The sequence below is a fragment of the Paraburkholderia sp. BR10954 genome (assembly GCF_040965775.1).
GTDB classification, from domain to species: domain Bacteria; phylum Pseudomonadota; class Gammaproteobacteria; order Burkholderiales; family Burkholderiaceae; genus Paraburkholderia; species Paraburkholderia youngii.
This window is the reverse complement of the sequence record NZ_JBFRCK010000013.1, coordinates 22,042-41,865: the sequence shown is the minus strand read 5'-3', so window position 1 is coordinate 41,865 and position 19,824 is coordinate 22,042. Positions and strand designations below refer to the sequence as shown.

Sequence of the window (19,824 nt, the reverse complement as noted above, 5' to 3'; positions counted from 1 at the left end):
CTGTGTAACTGCCAACCTGCTTCGCCACGCCGAAGAAACACTGAGGAAATTCACTAGTCCGCCCTGTATGGGATGGACGGCGATTCCAGCACGATCAACAGGGCGTTCATGACTTCGCGCGGTTCACGGATGGGCTGCCCGTGTCACGCGTGCGTCATTGTCCCCTTTCGCAGTTCGTCACGGGCATCATGGCCGATCCATGCGCTAGCCGTCAATCGATTCGCGACTTACGTCGGGCATACAGATTTATTCCATGGTGCGCTCGGAAAGAACGCTAAAGGTCTCAAGGAATTTGTTCGCCGAAGGAGCAGCCGTGATTAGTTAAATCGGGATTCTTTCTCATTGGAGCCAATACGCATTATGGCGAACGGCATGGGTCGCACCAGCGATTTGCCGCGCGTAGAGTCCACCGGATCCTCCATCGCGATGCGCCGCGGCGATATTCTGTCGACCGGTCGTCTGATGGAAACACCTGCCAACGCGAGCCGCTGGATTACATCGATACCGTCTCGACCGTCGGCGGAATCAATACAGACTGGCGTTTGTCGAGCCTCATCGAACTGTCGTTGCGGATGGCCATCACGAACACACCGGACAACGCCCTGCGAATGGAGCGACGCGCGATTCGATCTGTGGCTCAGGGCCGCGCGATTCGCGTATGCGTTTCTATTCCTCGGTGAACGCACTGCTGGCGACCGTGCATTCGAAGATCGTCAGACCCAGGTCCGTGACCATTACAACTACGCGGTGCAAAAGCTTGCGCGCGCTGTTTCTGCGCGGCGCGCTCGCGACCGATGCCGGCAAGGACGTGCCGAGCACGCAATACATCGCAGGCTGGTCCATTCATCTTGACCTCAGCCGGACCGGACCCGGCGCCCCGAAAGCGTGCGCGAACCGCGCGAAGTCCTCCCGGCGTCGCGGCTGTCGTTCGCCGGGACGACGACGCGGGTGGCGATGCCGATGGCGAAGGAGATGGCAATGCCGAAGCCGATAGCGGTGTGTCGTCACCGACCGCGGGAGGGCCGAAGCCGGCGTCGCGCTATTTCAGCGAGATGCCGTCGCCGAACGTCACCACGTTGATCTGGTTCAGCCAGGGCACGCTCGAACAGGTCGTGAGGACGGGCGGCTCGATTGGCTACTGAATTTCACACCGATGCCGCACGTCGAGCGCGCCATATTTATCGCGGCACCCCACCGAGGCACACCGTTCGCGAGCAACCGGCCGTCGCGCTGGACGGCCAACCTCGTACGTCTGCCGCTTGCCCTGCTAAACGAGTTCAAGGAAGTGATGGGGACGGCGACGAACATCGAAGCGCAGGAACAGACCTTCCACGCGCCGAACAGCATCGTACAGTCGGGCGAAATCGATCCGTTGATCCGCGCGATCTCGAAGTTGCCGATCGGCCCTCACGTTTGCTTCCGTTCGATCATCGCGTGGTGCCGCGAAAGCGGGCCGCGCGAAGATTCCGACGATGGCGTTGTTCCTTATCGCAGCGCGCATCTCGCGGGCGCGCTATCGGAGAAGGCGATCATTGCCGGGCACAGCGTGCAGCAGACGCCGCGGCCGATCCTCGAGATCCGGCGGATCTTGCGTGAGGATATCGAGCAGATCGATCAGCGTGGCGGGTTTGCGAGGAGGCGGGTCGGCGAAGTGACGGCGGAGCAGCCGGGAGTTTTTCCACGACGGCGTGGGCTTGGCGAGATCGATCAAGTCAGCGAAACGTTCAAATGGTCAGCGCGAGCCACTCCAATTCATTCGCTACAAATTACGTATCGAACGTTACGGATCGTTGGGTCGCGTGGGTGCATTCCTGCGTCCGGTCTGCGATGGATGGAAGTGACGGGGTATCGTGCACCAATTTGATTGATCGGCGTGAAACAATGCTTCGATCAGTTGAAAAATACCTTTTAAAACAAGGAGTTATGATATATGAAAGACATTTCCCAATGTTTCACGAGACTCCCGTTGGCGAGATCGGCTGCGGAATCCGCGGTTCGCGCTCGGATTGGCTAATACTCGGTCCTTTTTCGATATTAAGTTCGTAGAAGTTGCCCACATGCTCTGGCGCCGTATGTTATTAGATTGTCCATGGACGACTGTGGTATGCGTTGACGCTCAAGTTGTTGACGCGCTCGGCGATAAATAGTGGCTCGCGTTGGGGATCCTGTGATGCGCAACCGTCTCGCCAATCAATGTCACAGAGCGAGCTGGCCGACGACTCGTTCCGTCCACGATGACTTTCGCGATTGCCCCCGCCCATCCCGCCAACCATCGTCCAGCGGGTTTATTGCCGATAAGCCGAGCGCGGCGATTTTGATTTCGCGCTGACCGCGTGGTCTGGCGGCGGCTCGCCGAGTACCCTCGACATACGAGACCAGACGGAAACCATCCGTTGCAGTCGATTAGCTCATTGCTCAAGTGCTGAGCCAAACGATGATCGGCGCGGTCGCGATGCATGCCTTCGAAAACGACGAGCCGGGCATCCCGTGAGGGCGCGCGTCGATCCGCAGACTTGTCGACCGCGATTATTTACCCGAACGTGTCCTGTCACTAACAACGGGCAGAGTTTGGCTTGACGCACGAACCGTCAAATGCGTAGCGGTTGGGAGGTGTTGGCGATTGACTTCTGGCCGTCGGGCGACTGGCAGGATCTGCAATGGGACATGATTCCAGGGCAAGCTTGCGCCGCTCGAATCCGATGCGAACACCGCTGACGGTTGGTTTGATCTGCTTAAGTCTAGAGGGATCGCGCTACGAAATGCGGACATCGCCTAGCGCGGTTATTGAGTAATAGCGGGGCTGGCTCCCGCCGCACCTTGACGTATGCCGTCTGTCCGCTGAGGGCAAGCCAAATGCACGGCCTTTCTTTGCGCGTCAGTGCATCCGGATTCCATCGCGAATCGTATGGGACGGATTTGCCGGCAGAAATGCCGCCGACTGTATGGTCGATAAGCGTTGGTGTGAGCGCCGCGTGTCCGTGGCCATAGGTGCTTTCGAACGTCCGAGCGGCCGTGAAACGCGTCGACGACATTCACCAATGCGCTGCGGCAAGGAGCGCCATGATGAACTCGACGCTTTATGGAAAAGCATTGTCGGCGTATCCCGCGAGATTTCACCTTTTTGCCGGCAAGCCTGTGGCGTCCGGTTGGCGAGCGGCGAGTCGATATAAAGGGCAGCGATTTCTCTGATTAGCGAGAGCGAGCCGTCGATGACCAAGCGGAGGCACGCGGACAAATGGCCGGATCGTAGCGCGAGGTTGAGAATGACCGTGGATGGTTTGACGGAAAACATTCTCCTTCACAGGAGAGATAGCTGGCCCACCATTCCTGCCGTCATATGACCATCGAACGATTTTGGCTGTGCCTCCGGCAATATGACCCCATCAGCGAATCGGTGGAAGCCAGCTCACCGATTGCCTCATAAATTCCGGGTCAATGGCGAGCTCGCTCATGTTCAGCAGCTGACCAGCAACCAGCTCTTGCAAGATTGCCCCGCGAAGGGCCTACTACGCGAGTCTCCCCGTAAACCGCCGAAGGCGCAATGAATGTTCGTCCGCAAGGGGGCGGCGCTCTGATATCGACGTCGGTTTCCGCCGCCAAGAATGTCTAGAGTCTAGACACTCGGATGGACGCTGATGCGTGGCAGCTTAGAGAGTGTCTAGACTCTAGACACTCTCTAAGCTCGGACCATTTTGGCTGGTCGAAAAAAAGGCCCGCATTTAGCGGGCCTTTCTACACTCCGAACCAGACATCAAATCAACTCGTTTTCGGCTGCGACTGAAACATCTGTCCGATCAACTGTCGTATCTGAACTTCTTGCGCCTCGGTGATCACCCCGGTCTTGATCTTGATCGTGAAATTGCTGACATCCTTCGTGATGCTTCCAGCGTGCTCTCGCCCCGCGAAAAACTTCTCGATGCTGCGTCCGCTGGTACCAGCCGACGTCGTCTGCCGGGTCGCCAAGGCAGTGATTGCCGCCGCGACCTTGCCTTGATCCATTTCGCCTCTCACCAACAGCGGCCAAATTTCACGAGCCGCTCTAATCCCATCCTCGCCGTGCTTTTTGATGGCCGCCCCGATTGCTTGCGCAGCAGTCCCGCCCAATAGTCGCGGTTGAATATCGAGATCTTTCTTGATGAAGTCCGGCAGATTATCGAACGATAAGAACTGGTACAGACCCGCCCGAGACAAGCCCATCGCTTCCGCCAGTCGCTTGCGATTCGGAAACTCCGCTTCCGATCGACGGATCGCAACGCCGATTTCATAGTCAGTAAGGTCGTCGCGGCTGATGTTTTCGACCATCGCCAGCACGGCCATATCCGAGTCGGAGCAATCCGCGACGACTGCCTTGATGGTGTCCTGCCCCAGCATCTTGTGCGCACGCCAACGCCGTTCACCAGCGACGATCTGATAGTCGTCGGCGACACGACGGACCACGATCGGCTGCATCAGCCCAACTTCCCGGATCGACTCCGCAAGCTCGGCCAACTTTGCTTCGTTGAACACGCGGCGCGGCTGCCACGGGTTCGGCAAGATCCCCGCAACCGGCAGTTGCGATGCGACGCCGGTCGATTCCAATTCCTGCACTCGAAGCTGCGCAACGGCGAGCGCGCCGGCAAGGCCGGGCGCCGTTTGCGTGCGGTTGCTGCGCTTCACCTCGTCCTCGTTGATCGACGAAGTTTTGCGAATGCCGGACGTCTTGGCCAGCAACTGTTCTCGCATATTGCTCATTGCGCGTTCCTCCATTTTTCCGAATAGATCTCGTCGATCCAGCGACAGTAATCGACGAGAGGCTGCCGCACGCGTTGCAGCGACTTGGCCGCGCTGTGATTGCTGCTAATGTCGAAGACGGTCGAGAACGCCAACGCCCCGGTGCTCATCACCGAGCTCGCCGGTACCTCGATCGAATGCAACCAGTTTTCGTACGCGCTTTGCGCCCACGCACGCACGATCGGCGCCGACGAGTTTCGCCCATAGTCGACCCGCGATAACACCAGCGACACAAAGTCGTATTTCTTTTCCTTCTCGAATTTGATGAAGCTTTTGGACACGTCTGAGAAGAGTCGCCAGAACGAGAGCGAACTGATGAAGTCCAGGTTTTCCGGCACCATCGGCATCACCATGGCATCCGCGGCCATCAGCGCGTTCAGATTGAGGTACGACAGCGACGGCGACGTATCCATCAGAATGTAGTCGTACTTCTTGCGCAGCGGCTCGAGCCCTTGACGAAGCACGGTCCAGAAACGAAAACCTGGCCGAATCTTTTGCATCGCTGGCAGATGGAACTCTGCTCCGATCAGTTCCGTATGCGCAGGAATCACGTCGATGCCATCCCAGTACGTCGACTGAATCCGCCCCTCGAGGCCGCCCTCGATGTCCTGGTCGTAGACATACGGCAACACCGTATCTTCAGGCGACACGTCTTTTTCCGCGTACAGCCCGCACAATTCCGAGAGCGACGCCTGCGGATCGAGATCGACCACCAACACTTTCCGCCCCCGTAGCGACAGCCCTTGGGCAAGGCACATCGTCGTAGTCGTCTTGGCGGAACCACCTTTGAGCTGCGCGGTGATAATGATCTTCCCGTCTGGTTCCTTCAGACGAGTGACCAGCGGAGTCTGGTAGATGTCGGAAATCTTTTGTACCCAGATCCGCGCTTCTTCCAGCGTGAAGGTCCGGGTGCGGCCGGTGCCGGCCGCCGTGCCCGAAGGCAGTTCTCCGTCGCCTTTTGTTGCGAGATACTGAACCTGCGAGTGCGAGATGTTGCACATCTCGGCAATCTCGCCTGTCTTGAAGACGGGAGCCGTTTTTCGAGGACGTGGAGCCAGAATCGTGTCACGCAGCTCATTAGTGAAAATGGTGACTTTTTCTGCGAACTCACTGATCTGCTCAAAGTGAACGGTTCGGTCTACGGCAGGAAGTTGGCTCGTTCTGACCATTCTGAGGTTTATCCATAAAATTCCAGAAACCTCAGAATACAGGAAATACTTGAAAATAGCTTTTTAAATTACTGTTTTAATGTAGATTTTCTGAAAATTTCGATGTTTTCACAGCGTTTTCGGTGGCGGAACTGTCGTCGAAACGAAACAGGCCCAGAAACACCGCGTGCTCGAGGGCACAAATGACCTCACCTTCCCTCGTAATAGGCCCAGCCGACTCGGCGAACCTGCTCAAAACTTAAGCACTGGGTGAGGTCATTTGTGCACTTTCTCATTTCCGCGAAGCCCGCTCCGGCGAATTGCAGCACAACGGACCTCACCATTATCAGTTTTGTCTCCACCTTCCGCCGAGCACTCCGTCCGCTTGCAGCGCAAAAGCACAATCAACCTCACCTAGCACCGCTGATTTCCGCCGGCGACAGGCGGCCAGCCCGAGCCCAGCCCGTCACCAATCCTTGCAGATCGCCGTGAAAGCACAACCAACCTCACCTTGGTGACGCACCCGTCCATAAGCTTCCAGGCGTCGCACAATCGACCTCACCATGCTGCGCTGCGCAATCTTCCCGCCAATATGCTGTGTGGTCCCGGTTCGTAGGTTTTTTTGAACCGAGAACAAACTCACAAACCTACATACCCAACCGATATTCAAATCATTCAATGACTTAGGTCCGAAAAGGTGAGGTGTGTTGTGTCGAAAGTGAGGTTCGCTGTGCTGAGAGGTGCGGTTGGCTGTGCGGCAAGGTGAGACCAATTCCCCACCAAGGTGCGGTTCCATGTGTTTGACTGTGCGTCGAATTCCGAAGGTGAGGTGGGTTGTGCATCTGCAGGAAATGAAGGCCGGATGGGCCGTCCCATAAGGCTTCGCCGCGCGGAAGCCCCGCTAGCAAGGTGAGGTTCCTTGTGTAGATGGTGAGGTTCTGTGTGCCAAATCGCGGAATGGCGAAAAAGTGGCCACCGCCGCCGTCGTTGTGATGGTGAGGTTCTGTGTGTTGACAGCTCACCACCGCATGCTTACAGTCCCGGGAGCTAAAAAGTGGATGAAGAACATGGCCGCGGACAATCCGGAAGAGGGCAAGTCGAAAGCGACGTCACGCCAGATGGCGCTCGCGCTGTTCGAAGACATGTTCGATCAGGGATTGCGCATCAACGAGGCCAATCGCGAGATCGGTTATCAGCGCAACGATTTCTTCACCGAGATCGTCAACATGGGACTGCCGGCGCGGCGTTTTCTCGATGCCGCGTACTTCATCGTCGCGCAGGAGCCCGAGCAACGCGATCAGTACGACGTCGAACTCAACTACTTCAAGTGGCTGATGCGCTACGATAGCCGCAACCTGAAGCATTTGCGCACGATCGCCGACGAAGCTCAGAACGCGAAAGTTCGCGTGACGAATACGCCCGCGGACCGCGATCCCAGTGAAGACGACCTGTGGGTGCAGGTCCAACTGATCGGTATGGTCGGCTTTCATCGCGGGCGTATGCGTTTCGACGTCCATCCACGGCTCGTGCCGCATATCCGCGATCCGCAGAAATCTCACTGGCTGAGCTTGCGCATTTCCACCGCGTTCACGCGCAGTCTCGCGCGCGCGATCTACGACAAGGTTTTGCCCAACGTTCCCGCAGGACGCACCGACTGGATCCAGCTCGAGGAAATGCGCAACTGGCCCGGCAAAATGGGCGCGAACGCCGCCATCTTCAAATACTTCAAGCGCGATTGGCTCGAACCGGCGGTGCGCGAGATCAACGAAGTGTCGGACGTCGAGATGTCCTACGAGACGCGGACTGAATCCACCACGTCGAAGAAAATCGACCGCATCCGCTTCCTGCTCAAGCGTAAGGACACAGCCGACGCGGTACTCGCGAGCCTCGCCGACGCGAGCCATCTGTACAAGATTCTCACCGACGAGTTCGGGCTGTCGACCAAGCAGTTCAGCGAGATTTCGGAGAACCGCGAACTGTGGACCGACGAACGCATTCAGCAGGCCGTCGAATACACGCGTTTCAGAATCAAGCGCGGCCAGGTCAAGAAGAGTCCCGCGGGCTATCTGATGCGCGCGCTACGCGACAACTGGAAGATCTCCGACGCCGAGCGCACGATGGTCGACGTGCAAGCCAAACTGCTCGCGGACGAGGCGCAGGAACAGGCAGCCAAGACCGAAACGAGAAAGACCCTGGCGAACAGCATCGCGACGCGTGAAGAAGAAGTGCGTGCGCGCATGAACGAGGATTCGCGCAAGGGCCGCGATCATTTCAACGCCGCGGATGCGAAGACGCGCAAGGAACTGATGCATGCGTGGACGACATCGCGCGAAGGCAAGCTGATGCTGCGTCGGATGAAGCTCGAACCGTCGACGGTCACCGAAGATGCGATCCTCGCGAATACGGAGCTGGTCTGGTATCTGGGGCAGTTCGTGTTCGGCCGGATGAATGCGGCGCGCGCGGCAGCGTGAAGTGAGCGGCTAGTCAGCAGGCAAGCAATCCAGACTCGGCCGAGCAGCAACAGGAAAGGGGTCTTGCACTGACGAACAGCAACTTCAGCGCAAGACCCCTCGATACTTTAGAAAGCACAAAACCCTCAGAACGTGCCAAGCAGCGAGCCCAGCACGATCACCACAACCAGCGCGAGCAACGCGCCGAGAATCGCGACCATCACGATATCGCGATAGCTCTCACGATGGTTCGAGCCGCATACCGCAAGCAGCGTCACGACCGCGCCGTTGTGCGGCAGGCTATCGAGTGTCCCGGAGGACATCACGGCGACCCGATGCAGCAGCGCCGGGTCGATGCCGTGTTGCGCGGCCAGTTGAAGATAGGTGCCGCCGAGCGCGTCGAGCGCGATCGTGAGACCGCCTGAAGCCGAACCGGTCAATCCCGCGAGCAGGTTCGTCGCGACCGCGAGCGATACGAGCGGACCACCGCCGACGCTGAGCACCCATTCGCGCACGAGCGCGAACGCGGGCAACGCGGCAATCACCGCGCCATAGCCGACCAGACTGCCGACGTTGAGCACAGGCAGCACCGATGCATTCGCGCCCGCGTCGATCGTCTCGCGCAGCGCCGGCAGGCGGCGCCGATTGACCAGCACGAGCACCACGATCGCGACGACGAGCGCCACGCACACGCCCCACACTCCGGCGACTGCCGAAAGCGACGTCTCACCCCAACGGACTTCGGCCAGATAGTCCGCGTCGATGCGCGGCAGCACGATCACGTTCATCACGAAGTTCGTCAGCACGACGAGCACGAGCGGCGCGAGCGCGACGCCGAACGACGGCAGATCCTCGCTGAGGTGCCCGCGTTTCGCTTCCTCCGGATCGAAACTCTGCGAGACGCTCGCGCGTTCGCGCACGAGGTTGTCGCTGGCCGACGCCCTGGTGGATTTCACCGCCGCGTTGAGTCCGTCGAATCCTTCGTTGGCCGCCTTCGCGCGCGATTGCTGCAAGGACAACCACCACAGCCCGAACGCCACCATCACGATACTCGCGACGATGCCGAGCCCGGGCGCCGCAAACGGCGTCGTACCAAAGAACGGCATCGGGATCGCGTTCTGGATCGCCGGTGTGCCCGGCAGCGCGGACATCGTGAATGTCTGCGTGCCGAGCGCGATCGCGGCCGGCATCAGACGGCGCGGGATATTGGCGGCCTGGAATAGGGCGGTGGCCATCGGCGCGAGCACGAAGAACGCGACGAAGAGGCTGACACCGCCATAGGTGACGAGCGCGCCACCGATCACGACGGCGAGAATCGCCCGATGCGCGCCAAGCTTCTCGGTCATGTAACTGGCGATCGCCTTCACGGAGCCGCTGTCTTCCATCAGCTTGCCGAACAGCGCGCCGAGCAGGAACAACGGGAAGAACTGCGCGAGAAAGCGCGCGGCGCTGAGCATGAAGGTCTGGGTCCAGTGCGCGAGAATCGGTTCGCCCGAAATCGCGGCGGCCAGCATCGCGGCGAACGGTGCGAGCAGCAGCACGGTCCAGCCGCGGTATGCGAAGGCGATCAGCAGCGCGAGACTCGCGAGCATGCCAAAGAGTCCGAGACCGATCGCGAGCGGGGACACGGTGATGACTTCCATGGTCAGACTCCCTCGAGCAACGCGTCGAGATCCAGCGAGGAGCGCACGCCAATCGAATCGGCGTGCTCGATGAGGAACGCGTCCGCGGCGCGTCGGCCTTCGTCGCGCAGCATCGTCAGAAAGCTCCACTCGGCGTTCAGTTTCGACGAGTAGCCGAGTTCGGTCATCAGCTCGCTCGAGATCCGATGGATCCGCATCGCCGCCCAATGGCGGCCTTCGTCGCTGCCGGCGTCCGCGGCGCGCCGCAGCAGCGCGATCATGCGCAGCTCTTTCAGCAGCGGCGCGTTGAACGCGACTTCGTTCAGGCGGCTGATGATGTCGCGCGCGGTGCGTGGTGTTTCATCCCGCACGACGGGATTGACCTGAATCAGCAGCGTATCGCTCGACGTGCATTCGCGTACCAGCGGCGTGATGGTCGGATTTCCGGCGTAGCCGCCGTCCCAGTAGTATTCACCGTCTATCTGCACGGCCTGGAACAGCGTGGGCAGGCAGCCGGAGGCGAGCAGCACGTCGGGCGTCAGGTCGCCATTGCGAAACACACGCGCCTGGCCCGTGCGCACGCGCGTCGCTGTAATGAACAGCTTGATCGGCGCGTCGCGCAGATGCCCGAAATCGATCGAGTCCTGCAGAATCTTCGCCAGCGGATGGACGCCGCGCGGGTTCAGGTCGTACGGAGAAAACACCCGCGCCGCGAGGTCCATCGCGATGAAGAACGGCGAGTAGTCGAGCGTCCAGCGGCCCATCAATACGTCGAACGGGCTGCGGCGAAACGGGCTGTACACCGACGCTTCGAATACTCGCCGCCAGAACGCTTCGAGCGCGGCGCGCGCGCCGGCCGCGCCGCCCACCTGGTAGCCGCTTACCAGCACCGCGGCGTTCATCGCGCCAGCCGACGTACCCGATATCCCTTCGATCTGCAGCCACGACTCTTCGAGCAAACGGTCGAGGACGCCCCATGTAAAAGCACCGTGCGAACCGCCACCCTGCAATGCGAGATCGATAAGGGCGGGTTCGCGGCGAGTGGGTTGGTTTTTTCTTGCAGCCAAGACGACTCCCGTGATGAGGAGTGCTCCATTTCGAGCTGACGCCGCATGCGCGGCGGACGAATGAACTGCTGGCCAATGCTTTGAATTACCGAATGACGTGAGGCGTGTTTCAGAGGTGAAGCATCGCACTGCACCATTGGTATTGGAAGTGGCTAGTGATTAAAAGTCAAGCGTATTCGAGGCGCCGCGCGATTGTGCCTGGCAATGCCGGCCAGTCAGGCGGGACAGAGAAAGCCGGTTGGTCACGCCGAGGTAAAAAACAGCGTGTGGGGAGCCCGGCTGACGCGCCTCGCCGAGGCGCTCACATAATCATGGATAACCGGAGTATCTTTGCAGGGGGAGCGCGACAATGCGGCGGCAATGAATCAACCCGCATTATCCGTTTTGCGCGTGCCGCTTAAATGCTAATTCGCGCGCGCTTAAACTTCGCTGTTTCGCCTTGCGCTAATTGCCACGGCTTATTGCAATGTAATGTATCGTCTCGGCGGCCGGATACATTACGACATAATTCGACTGATGAACCAGGCTATAAAAGCAGGCATCGTCAAATCACGGAGATCACCATGAGCGCCGGGTTGCTGCAAGGGTCCTGTCACTGCGGGGCCGTCAAGTTCGAAGTTCGCACCGAAATCGTTCCGGCCGGCCGCTGTAACTGCAGCCTGTGCCGCCGCAAGGGCGCGCTGATGACGCCGCTCTTTCCCGCGAGTCAACTGAAGATTCTGAGTGGCGAGGATTCGCTGACGCTGTACCAGTTCAACACGAAGGTCGCGAAACACTACTTCTGCAAGCATTGCGGCATCTATCCTTTTCATCAGACGCGCAGGGATCCGCTGCAATGGCGCGTCAATATCGGCTGCCTCGACGGGGTCGATCCTTATGCGCTCGAAGCCAGCGTGGCCGACGGCGCGAGTCTTTCCGTGCTGGAGGACGCATGAAACGCCTGTTTGCCATCGCCGTGTTCGTCGTGGGCGGCTTCGCGGCGGAACTCGCGCATCCGTTGCAGTGTTCACTGATCCAATCGAGCGGCGTGCAACTTAAACGCCGCGGCAGGTAATCCGTCGATGGAAACCTCCGACCACGTACTGATCGTCGACGACGATCGCGGTATCCGCGAACTGCTCGCGGGATACCTCGAGAAAAACGGCGTGCGCGTCACGCTTGCGGCCAATGGCCGCCAGATGCGCGCCGCGCTCGAGAACGGCGCGCCCGACCTGATCGTGCTCGACCTGATGCTGCCCGGCGAAGACGGCCTCGTGCTGTGCCGCGAGCTGCGCGCGGGCAAGTTCCGCGCGGTGCCGATTCTGATGCTGACGGCGCGCAGCGAGGAAGCGGACCGGATCGTCGGGCTCGAAATGGGCGCCGACGATTACCTGACCAAACCGTTCGCCGCACGCGAGCTGCTCGCGCGAATCCGCTCGGTGCTGCGCCGCGCGCGCATGTTGCCGCCCGGCATGGAAGTGACGGAGTCGGCGCCGATGCTGTGCTTCGGCGACTGGCGGCTCGACACGACCGCGCGCCATCTGCTCGACGCGGACGGCACCGAAGTGGCGTTGAGCGGCGCAGAGTACCGTCTGTTACGCGTGTTTCTCGATCACCCGCAGCGCGTGCTCACGCGCGACCAGCTGCTGAACCTGACCCAGGGACGCCAGGCCGATCCGTTCGACCGCTCGATCGATCTGATGGTGAGCCGCCTGCGTCAGCGCCTGCGCGACGGCGCGCGCGAGCCGCGCTACATCAAGACGCTGCGCAGCGAGGGCTACGTGTTTTCGGCAGCGGTCACCGCGATCGGAGATCCGCAATGAGCGTATCTGTGTCACCGTCGTTGCTGCGCTGGCCACATTGGCCGCGCACGCTGTTCGCGCGGCTCGCGGTGATTCTGTTCGTCGGGCTCGCGCTCGCGCAGGCGCTGTCGTTCTGGCTCACGATGACCGAGCGCGACCAGACGATGACCAACATCATGATGGGCTACATCGAGCGTGAGGTGGCGAGCTCGGTCGCGCTGCTCGACCATCTGCCGCCCGACGAACGCGCCCAGTGGCTGCCGCGCCTTGCGCGGCGCAGTTACGAGTTCGTGCTCGGCGAGGGCGTGGCCGGCGCACCGGTCGACGCAAGCCTGTCGGCGCGCGTCGCGCAATCGATCGGCGACGGCATCGGCACGCGCTATCCGTTGACCGTCAACGCGGTGCCAGGCGATCGCGAGCGTCTGCAGGTGCACCTGAAACTGAGCGACGGTACGCCGCTCACCATCGATCTGCGGCCGATGCCCGGCGCACCGTTGTCGCGCTGGCTGCCGCTCGTGCTGACGCTGCAATTGCTCGTGCTCGGCGCCTGCTGCTGGCTGGCGGTGCGGCTCGCGACGCGCCCGCTGAATCAGCTCGCAGTCGCGGCCGACACGCTCGGCCCCGACCTGAAGGCCGACCGTCTGCCCGAAGCCGGTCCGTCCGAAGTGGCGCGCGCCGCGCGCGCGTTCAACGCGATGCAGGATCGGATCGCCACGTACATGACCGAGCGCATGCAGATTCTCGCGGCGATTTCGCACGATCTGCAGACGCCGATCACGCGCATGCGTTTGCGCGTCGACACGATGGATGACGACAGCGAAGCCGCGAAGCTGCGCCAGGACCTGCAGGAAATGGAGGCGCTGGTCAAGGAAGGGGTCACCTATGCGCGCACGATGCACGGCACGACCGAAGTGCCGCGCCGCATCGATCCCGATGCACTGTTCGATAGCCTCGTCTGCGATTACGTGGACGCCGGCCAGCAAGTGTCGCTGCAGGGCCAGTTCGGCCAGTCGCTGAGGTTGCGTCCACAGGCGTTGAAGCGCATCGTCGGCAATCTGGTCGATAACGCGCTGAGGTACGCCGGCGCCGCGCAGATCGAGATCGGCGCGTTGCACGATGGCGAGGCGACCGTGTCGGTGCTCGATCGCGGTCCCGGCATTCCGGCCGAGTCGCTGGAGACGGTGTTCGAGCCGTTCGTGCGACTCGAAGATTCGCGCAATCGTCAAACGGGCGGCACGGGGCTGGGGCTCGCGATCGCGCGGCAACTCGCGCTCGCGATGGACGCGACGCTCACGCTGCACAACCGCGTTGGCGGTGGCCTCGAAGCGCGGCTGACGTTGAGGAAGTTGCGCGAGTCATAGTTGGGCCCGATCCCCGCCACTGCGAAATCGTCATCGGGTTTGGACCATTGATGACGTTCGCGCGTCATTCCGAGCTGTCGCTCAGCCGCTTATCAGTAGTTCTGAGCGACCACATTTTCAGCTCGCTTCAGCGATTCCCCATCATTCGAGAAAACCGCGTTGGTGATGCGACACGTCGCATCATTGTTAAATCATCGATATTGAATGCGGCTTATCGATGCACGCGGCGATAAATTGACAAACGTCAACGGACAGACCATTCTTTTCGTGTGGTGGTTGCAGAGTAACGCGGCTGATCGACAGCAAGATTGGCCGAGAGACACGTTTCGTTCGAATCTGATTACAGATCCGTGTTGGGTCACTAAAAAGGAATCCGAATGGCGTCCACTCCACAAAAGCTTTCAAAAATGCAACTCACCGGGATGGTCGTTGGGGGCATGGTCGGAGCCGGGATATTTTCCCTACCGCGTACCTTCGCCGACGCCACCGGTCCGCTGGGCGCCCTGATCGCATGGCTGATTGCGGGCACCGGCATGTATATGCTGGCGCGCGTGTTTCAGACGCTGGCGGAAAGAAGGCCAGAACTGGACGCCGGCGTGTTTGCGTATGCGAGAGCGGGCTTTGGCGACTATCCGGGCTTTCTTTCCGCATTTGGCTACTGGATCAGCAGTTGTATCGGCAATGTTTCTTACTGGGTGCTGATCAAGTCCACACTCGGCGCATTTTTTCCGGTGTTCGGCGACGGTAATACGGTCGTCGCGATCGTCGTTGCTTCGATCGGCATCTGGCTATTTCATTACATGATCCTGAAAGGCGTGCAGCAGGCGGCCTTCATCAACAGTATTGTTACGGTCGCCAAGATCATTCCGATTCTGGTGTTCATTCTGATCCTGTTGTTCGGCTTTCGGATGGATCTGTTCCAGGCCAACCTCTACGGCGGCGGTCTCGAAGGCAATATCTTCGAGCAGGTGCGGGCCACGATGCTGGTCACCGTGTTCGTGTTTATCGGCATCGAAGGGGCGAGCGTTTATTCCCGTTATGCAAAGAAGCGCTCCGACGTCGGGCAATCGACGATATTCGGCTTCGTCGTCGTCACCTCGCTGATGGTGCTCGTGACGATGCTGCCTTATGCGGTGCTCGAGCGCGTGGACATTGCGGCGATGCGGCAGCCGTCGATGTCTGCGGTGCTCGAAGCGGTGGTCGGTCACTGGGGCGCCGTTTTCGTCAGCATAGGTCTGCTGATTTCGGTGCTCGGCGCTTATCTGGCCTGGTCGTTGATCTGCGCCGAAGTGTTGTTCTCGGCGGCGAGGACCGAAGACATGCCTGCGATCTTCGGCAAGGAAAACATCAACAAGACGCCGGCTAATGCATTGTGGCTGACCAACATCGTGGTGCAGTTGCTCGTCATCAGCACGTACTTCTCGCGCGATGCATTCGCGCTGATGTTGAATCTGACGAGCGCGATGTCGTTGATTCCGTACCTGCTCGTTGCGGTTTTCGGATGCATGAACGCGAATCGCGGCGACGGTTACGACCTTCGCGCCGACGAGCGCCGGCGCGACCTGATCATGGCCGCGATCGCCGTGATCTACACCTCATTCATGATCTTCGCGGGCGGCCTGAAATTCATTCTGCTTGCCGCGGTGCTGTACGCGCCCGGCACAGCTCTTTATTTTTGGGCGCGACGAGAGCAGAGCAAGAACGTTTTCATCATTTCCGATTGGTTCATCTTTACCGTCATCGTCATTGGCGCGATCATCGGCATCTACGCCCTCGTAACCGGAAGGATCACAATCTAACGACATCAGATTGCTCAGAGTGGGTCACCACTGATATTCAGGAGGTCATCATGGCGAACACGGACGCGAAAGCGGGTGAATTGGGCGTCTATTCGGAAGTCGGGCAGCTGCGCAAAGTGATGGTCTGCGCACCGGGGCTCGCGCATCAGCGTCTTACCCCGAGCAATTGCGATGAACTGCTGTTCGACGACGTACTGTGGGTCGAGAACGCGAAGCGCGACCACTTCGACTTCGTCACGAAGATGCGCGACCGTGGCGTCGAAGTGGTGGAGATGCACAATCTGCTCTCCGAAACGGTCGCGGTGCACGAAGGCAAGAAATGGATTCTGGACAACCAGGTGGTGCCGAACCAGGTCGGCCTCGGCTTTATCGATGAATTGAGAAGCTATCTGGAAGGGCTCGACAATCGCAAGCTGGCCGAAACGCTGATTGGCGGGCTATCCACGCACGACTTCCCGGAAGCGCACGGCGGCAAGGCGCTGGAAGTTGCGAAGGAAGCGGCGGGCGGTACCGAATATCTGCTGCCGCCGTTGCCGAACACGCTGTACACGCGCGACACGACCTGCTGGATCTATGGCGGCGTCACGCTGAATGCGCTGTACTGGCCGGCCCGTCACGAAGAAACGATCCTGACCACGGCGATCTACAAGTTCCACCCCGACTTCGCGGGCAAGGTCAACGTGTGGTGGGGCGATCCGACCCAGGATCACGGTCTCGCCACGCTGGAAGGCGGCGACGTGATGCCGATCGGCAAGGGCGTCGTGCTGATCGGCATGAGCGAGCGCACTTCGCGTCAGGCCATCAGTCAACTGGCGGCAACGCTGTTCAAGAAGGGCGCGGCCGAGCGCGTGATCGTCGCGGCGATGCCGAAGATTCGCGCGGCGATGCACCTCGATACCGTGTTCACGTTCGCCGATCGCGATTGCGTGCTGGTGGCCCCGGACTTCATGGCGAAGACGCGCACCTATTCGTATCGGCCGAGCAGTCATCCGAGTGGCGTCGAATTGCACGCCGAAAACAAGCCGTTCACCGATGTCGTCGCCGAGGCGCTCGGGCTCAAGCATCTGCGCGTAGTCGAGGCGGGCGGCAGCGACTATCAGCGCGAGCGCACGCAGTGGGATAGCGGTGCGAACCTCGTGTGCGCGGCGCCGGGCGTCGTCTATGCATACGACCGCAACACGTACACGAACACGCTTTTGCGCAAGCAGGGCATCGAGGTGATTACGATCGTCGGTGCGGAGCTGGGCCGTGGACGTGGCGGCGGTCACTGCATGACCTGCCCGATCATTCGCGATGCGGTCGACTATTGATCAGCCAGGCGGTCCGGCTTGAAGTCGAACTTCCTTTTACTATACTTTTTAACGACTTGGAGGCAGGCCTGAAATATCGAATTTGGCATCTCGCGATTTGCAAGGATTACGTTCGGTAGACCAGCGTTCGCTGCAATGAAGTTCGAGTTAATGAATCTGCGAGTAGCTGGACGATTACTTTTCACGTCAATCACGTGAATGCCCGGAGCTTTCTTCCACCGCACGGAGGTTCGAACATGAATAATCGCTTTGTTGCGCAACTCGTCGCCTTGTCGTTTGCCGGGGTGTCGGCGTTCGCGATTGCGGCTGGACCGCAGCCGCAGGACGAGGGCGGCCAGATGGCCGGTACTGGCCGTCAGCAGGTGATGCCGTCGATTCCGCATCGTGACTGGCACAAAGGCCAACGTGTGCCCACCGAATACCGTCATTACAATTTCATAATGGACGACTGGCGCGGACACGGCCTCAATGCGCCGCCGCGCGGGCATAAATGGCTAGGCGTCAATGGCGATTATGTGCTCGTAACGACGAACAACTGGACCATCTCCAACATCGTCGCCGGAAACGAGTAATGCTTCATCCTGGTGCCCAGGGAATCCGCCGACCAGGATTTAGCGCCGGGTCCTGGGCATTTCTTTGACACGACATCGTCTCGTCATGGTCGCTATAGATTCACTGTTGCGTATCGTATAGCCGGTCAGGAACGAACAATGCAGTCACGCCGCTCAAAAAGAACACCGCCCCGACCACGAGAAAGCCGAGTCCGATCGAGAACTGCGTCGCGATAAAACCAATGACGATCGGCGCCGCCCCCGAACAGAAGCGCCCGAGGTTATACGAGCCGCCCACCGCGGTGCCCCGCACCGACGTCGCGAAACTCTCGGACATGAACGTGCCGATCGTGCCGAGCGGCACGCCGTACAGAAAGCCGAAGAAAAGCATCAGCGTGGAAATGTTGTCGCGCGTGTGCCAGAAAATGATCACGGGCAGAAAGAGCGCCGCACCGATGCAGCCGAGCACGTAAACGCCGCGCCGGCTCCAGCGATCACCGAGCCAGCCCGCGAAGATCTTACCGATGAAGGCGACCACGTACGTGCCGATCATATAGCCGGTCAGCGAACTGAACTTGATGTGCAGTTCTTTCTCGAGGTACGTCGGCAGCCAGTTGTTCAGACCGTAAAAGCCGGACAGCACGAAGATCGACGCGAAGGTCCACAGGATGAACATCGTGCGTGCCTGGCGGTCGCGGAAAATCTGCGCGTAGCGATTGTCGACGAGTCGCGTCTTGTTCGCGCGGTCGGCGGCGCGGCTCGCGAGCCATGCGGCCGGTTCGGGAACCGCGAACTTGATCGCGAACGCGAGCAGCACCGGCACGGCCGACACGTAGTACAGCGTGCGCCAGCCGTACTGCGGCAGGATCCAGCTGCTGAGCGCGATCACGACGATATAGCCGGCCGAAATGCCGGTTTGCAGCATGCCGAGCACCAGCGAGCGCCGCTCGGTCGGCACGTATTCGGCCACCAGCGTGGTGACCAGCACCATGCAGCCAATGCCGAGGGAACTGACGAAGCGCACCGCCGCGAATTCGATGAAGCTGTGCGTGAACCCGAGCATCCCCGCGCCGAGTGAGAACAGCGCGAGCGCCCACGCGACGACGCGCACGCGGCCCAGACGATCGCTCGCCCAACCGCCGGCAATGCCGCCGATCGCCATGCCGAGCAAGGTCAGACTACCGAGCGCGCCCGCTTCGACGTTGGTCAGCCCGAAGTCGTCCTTGATGCGCGACAGGGTCAGGCCGTACATCATCACGTCGGCGCCATCGGCGATCAGCGCGAGGTAGCCGAGCACGAAGACCAGCACCCAGCGGCCTTGCGAGACGGCCGGATGGGGCACGGCTGGATAGTGTTGCAGATCGGATGGTGTTTTCATGAACGCGCGACGCAAGCGGGGGATTGCGTACCCTGTTTGATGAGAGCGGGGGCAAGGAAGGCGCCGATCAGCAGGCCCATGCTTTCATGGCGGCTGGTGTACCAGCCTTCCTCGTGCGTCAGGTTCATCGTACCGATGCACACGCCGTCATAGGCGATCGGGATGTTCAGGATCGAGCCGAGACCCATACCTGTCATCACTGCATGATCGTCGAAGGCCTCGCGAATGCCTTTCGACGTGGCGGCGCGAAATGGCTTCAGCTCCTGGAGTATCTGCCGCGCCCACGCGGTGCCTTGCTTCCTTTTGCGGCCGCCCAGTGGATAGACGTCCGGCATGTTCGTGTAGACCCGTTCGACCTCGTGTCGCTGCGCATCGTAGGACATGATCGTAATCAGGCTCAGGCCTATCGCCTTTGCCGCCACCGCGTGAACCGCGCGGAACAGCTCAAGTGGTTGGCCTTTCACGCGCATCGCTAGCGCGAGGCGTTCGAGGTCCGCGATATCCAGCGTCTGCGTATCGTGCGGTGCGGATTCGGTCAGGTTGCCTTGCATCGTTTGCATCGCGTTTTGGATCGGGAAATGTGAAGA

17 protein-coding genes are annotated in these 19,824 nt (G+C 60.3%); 10 read left to right on the top strand and 7 right to left on the bottom strand.

Features of this window, described 5'->3' with window-relative positions; translation table 11 throughout:
• Positions 1 to 666 precede the first annotated feature (666 nt).
• Positions 667 to 843, bottom strand: coding sequence for a hypothetical protein (locus AB4Y34_RS19160; RefSeq protein WP_176378523.1), 177 nt, complete (start codon positions 841 to 843; stop codon positions 667 to 669).
• 155 nt (positions 844 to 998) lie between these two features.
• Here AB4Y34_RS19160 and AB4Y34_RS19155 point away from each other — a divergent pair, with 155 nt between their 5' ends.
• Both AB4Y34_RS19155 and AB4Y34_RS19150 read left to right on the top strand, forming a co-directional pair.
• On the top strand, positions 999 to 1,142 hold the full coding sequence (locus tag AB4Y34_RS19155) for a hypothetical protein (RefSeq protein WP_176378524.1): 144 nt from the start codon (positions 999 to 1,001) through the stop codon (positions 1,140 to 1,142).
• Between the two features lie 230 nt (positions 1,143 to 1,372).
• Positions 1,373 to 1,864 carry a hypothetical protein gene (locus tag AB4Y34_RS19150; protein WP_368716869.1) on the top strand — a complete coding sequence of 164 codons (492 nt, stop codon included), beginning with the start codon at positions 1,373 to 1,375 and terminating at the stop codon, positions 1,862 to 1,864.
• A gap of 1,892 nt (positions 1,865 to 3,756) precedes the next feature.
• Here the strand turns inward: AB4Y34_RS19150 and AB4Y34_RS19145 are convergent.
• Together AB4Y34_RS19145 and AB4Y34_RS19140 are read right to left on the bottom strand one after the other, a co-directional pair.
• Positions 3,757 to 4,731 carry a ParB/RepB/Spo0J family partition protein gene (locus AB4Y34_RS19145; protein ID WP_176378526.1) on the bottom strand — a complete coding sequence of 325 codons (975 nt, stop codon included), beginning with the start codon at positions 4,729 to 4,731 and terminating at the stop codon, positions 3,757 to 3,759.
• The gene (locus AB4Y34_RS19140) at positions 4,728 to 5,939 is read right to left on the bottom strand and encodes a ParA family protein (protein ID WP_176378527.1); all 1,212 of its coding nucleotides are present in this window, start codon (positions 5,937 to 5,939) and stop codon (positions 4,728 to 4,730) included. The genes AB4Y34_RS19145 and AB4Y34_RS19140 overlap by 4 nt, the downstream gene beginning before the upstream one ends.
• A 1,046-nt stretch (positions 5,940 to 6,985) precedes the next feature.
• Here AB4Y34_RS19140 and AB4Y34_RS19135 point away from each other — a divergent pair.
• Positions 6,986 to 8,389 (top strand): replication initiation protein, encoded by a 1,404-nt coding sequence (locus tag AB4Y34_RS19135; protein ID WP_176111996.1) that lies wholly within the window; start codon positions 6,986 to 6,988, stop codon positions 8,387 to 8,389.
• A gap of 125 nt (positions 8,390 to 8,514) precedes the next feature.
• Here the strand turns inward: AB4Y34_RS19135 and AB4Y34_RS19130 are convergent, their stop codons facing one another.
• Positions 8,515 to 10,011, bottom strand: a complete 1,497-nt coding sequence (locus AB4Y34_RS19130) for a GntP family permease (protein WP_176378528.1) — start codon at positions 10,009 to 10,011, stop codon at positions 8,515 to 8,517.
• A gap of 2 nt (positions 10,012 to 10,013) precedes the next feature.
• The gene (locus AB4Y34_RS19125) at positions 10,014 to 11,057 is read right to left on the bottom strand and encodes a patatin-like phospholipase family protein (RefSeq protein WP_368716868.1); all 1,044 of its coding nucleotides are present in this window, start codon (positions 11,055 to 11,057) and stop codon (positions 10,014 to 10,016) included.
• Positions 11,058 to 11,620: 563 nt separating this feature from the next.
• On the opposite strand from AB4Y34_RS19125, the gene AB4Y34_RS19120 reads away from it, so the two are divergent.
• The 7 genes from AB4Y34_RS19120 (at position 11,621) to AB4Y34_RS19090 (ending at position 17,880) form a co-directional block, all read left to right on the top strand.
• Positions 11,621 to 11,992 (top strand): GFA family protein, encoded by a 372-nt coding sequence (locus AB4Y34_RS19120; protein WP_176378530.1) that lies wholly within the window; start codon positions 11,621 to 11,623, stop codon positions 11,990 to 11,992.
• Complete coding sequence (locus AB4Y34_RS19115; RefSeq protein WP_255208695.1) at positions 11,989 to 12,111, top strand: hypothetical protein; 123 nt, start codon at positions 11,989 to 11,991, stop codon at positions 12,109 to 12,111. Before AB4Y34_RS19120 ends, AB4Y34_RS19115 begins: the two co-directional genes overlap by 4 nt.
• A gap of 7 nt (positions 12,112 to 12,118) precedes the next feature.
• Positions 12,119 to 12,859 carry a response regulator gene (locus AB4Y34_RS19110; RefSeq protein WP_176111560.1) on the top strand — a complete coding sequence of 247 codons (741 nt, stop codon included), beginning with the start codon at positions 12,119 to 12,121 and terminating at the stop codon, positions 12,857 to 12,859.
• Positions 12,856 to 14,199 (top strand): ATP-binding protein, encoded by a 1,344-nt coding sequence (locus tag AB4Y34_RS19105; protein WP_176378531.1) that lies wholly within the window; start codon positions 12,856 to 12,858, stop codon positions 14,197 to 14,199. Before AB4Y34_RS19110 ends, AB4Y34_RS19105 begins: the two co-directional genes overlap by 4 nt.
• A gap of 377 nt (positions 14,200 to 14,576) precedes the next feature.
• Entirely contained in the window at positions 14,577 to 15,998 is a 1,422-nt protein-coding gene (locus AB4Y34_RS19100) for a basic amino acid/polyamine antiporter (protein WP_368716867.1), read from the top strand.
• A 50-nt stretch (positions 15,999 to 16,048) separates the two neighbouring features.
• The gene (gene arcA / locus AB4Y34_RS19095) at positions 16,049 to 17,308 is read left to right on the top strand and encodes an arginine deiminase (RefSeq protein ID WP_176111563.1); all 1,260 of its coding nucleotides are present in this window, start codon (positions 16,049 to 16,051) and stop codon (positions 17,306 to 17,308) included.
• 236 nt (positions 17,309 to 17,544) lie between these two features.
• Positions 17,545 to 17,880, top strand: coding sequence for an RcnB family protein (locus tag AB4Y34_RS19090; RefSeq protein ID WP_176111564.1), 336 nt, complete (start codon positions 17,545 to 17,547; stop codon positions 17,878 to 17,880).
• A gap of 100 nt (positions 17,881 to 17,980) precedes the next feature.
• Here AB4Y34_RS19090 and AB4Y34_RS19085 read toward each other — a convergent pair whose 3' ends face one another.
• Complete coding sequence (locus AB4Y34_RS19085; protein ID WP_368716866.1) at positions 17,981 to 19,237, bottom strand: MFS transporter; 1,257 nt, start codon at positions 19,235 to 19,237, stop codon at positions 17,981 to 17,983.
• Positions 19,234 to 19,797 (bottom strand): GAF domain-containing protein, encoded by a 564-nt coding sequence (locus AB4Y34_RS19080; RefSeq protein WP_176378535.1) that lies wholly within the window; start codon positions 19,795 to 19,797, stop codon positions 19,234 to 19,236. Before AB4Y34_RS19080 ends, AB4Y34_RS19085 begins: the two co-directional genes overlap by 4 nt.
• Positions 19,798 to 19,824: the final 27 nt, after the last annotated feature.

Bases quoted from the DNA above. Each gene is read 5' to 3' on its own strand.
- AB4Y34_RS19135 (WP_176111996.1), top strand. From the start codon at position 6,986: ATGGCCGCGGACAATCCGGAAGAGGGCAAGTCGAAAGCGACGTCACGC.
- AB4Y34_RS19130 (WP_176378528.1), bottom strand. From the start codon at position 10,011: ATGGAAGTCATCACCGTGTCCCCGCTCGCGATCGGTCTCGGACTCTTT.
- AB4Y34_RS19115 (WP_255208695.1), top strand. From the start codon at position 11,989: ATGAAACGCCTGTTTGCCATCGCCGTGTTCGTCGTGGGCGGCTTCGCG.
- AB4Y34_RS19090 (WP_176111564.1), top strand. From the start codon at position 17,545: ATGAATAATCGCTTTGTTGCGCAACTCGTCGCCTTGTCGTTTGCCGGG.
- AB4Y34_RS19145 (WP_176378526.1), bottom strand. From the start codon at position 4,731: ATGAGCAATATGCGAGAACAGTTGCTGGCCAAGACGTCCGGCATTCGC.
- AB4Y34_RS19080 (WP_176378535.1), bottom strand. From the start codon at position 19,797: ATGCAAACGATGCAAGGCAACCTGACCGAATCCGCACCGCACGATACG.
- AB4Y34_RS19160 (WP_176378523.1), bottom strand. From the start codon at position 843: ATGGACCAGCCTGCGATGTATTGCGTGCTCGGCACGTCCTTGCCGGCA.
- AB4Y34_RS19105 (WP_176378531.1), top strand. From the start codon at position 12,856: ATGAGCGTATCTGTGTCACCGTCGTTGCTGCGCTGGCCACATTGGCCG.
- AB4Y34_RS19120 (WP_176378530.1), top strand. From the start codon at position 11,621: ATGAGCGCCGGGTTGCTGCAAGGGTCCTGTCACTGCGGGGCCGTCAAG.
- arcA (WP_176111563.1), top strand. From the start codon at position 16,049: ATGGCGAACACGGACGCGAAAGCGGGTGAATTGGGCGTCTATTCGGAA.
- AB4Y34_RS19110 (WP_176111560.1), top strand. From the start codon at position 12,119: ATGGAAACCTCCGACCACGTACTGATCGTCGACGACGATCGCGGTATC.
- AB4Y34_RS19100 (WP_368716867.1), top strand. From the start codon at position 14,577: ATGGCGTCCACTCCACAAAAGCTTTCAAAAATGCAACTCACCGGGATG.
- AB4Y34_RS19140 (WP_176378527.1), bottom strand. From the start codon at position 5,939: ATGGTCAGAACGAGCCAACTTCCTGCCGTAGACCGAACCGTTCACTTT.
- AB4Y34_RS19085 (WP_368716866.1), bottom strand. From the start codon at position 19,237: ATGAAAACACCATCCGATCTGCAACACTATCCAGCCGTGCCCCATCCG.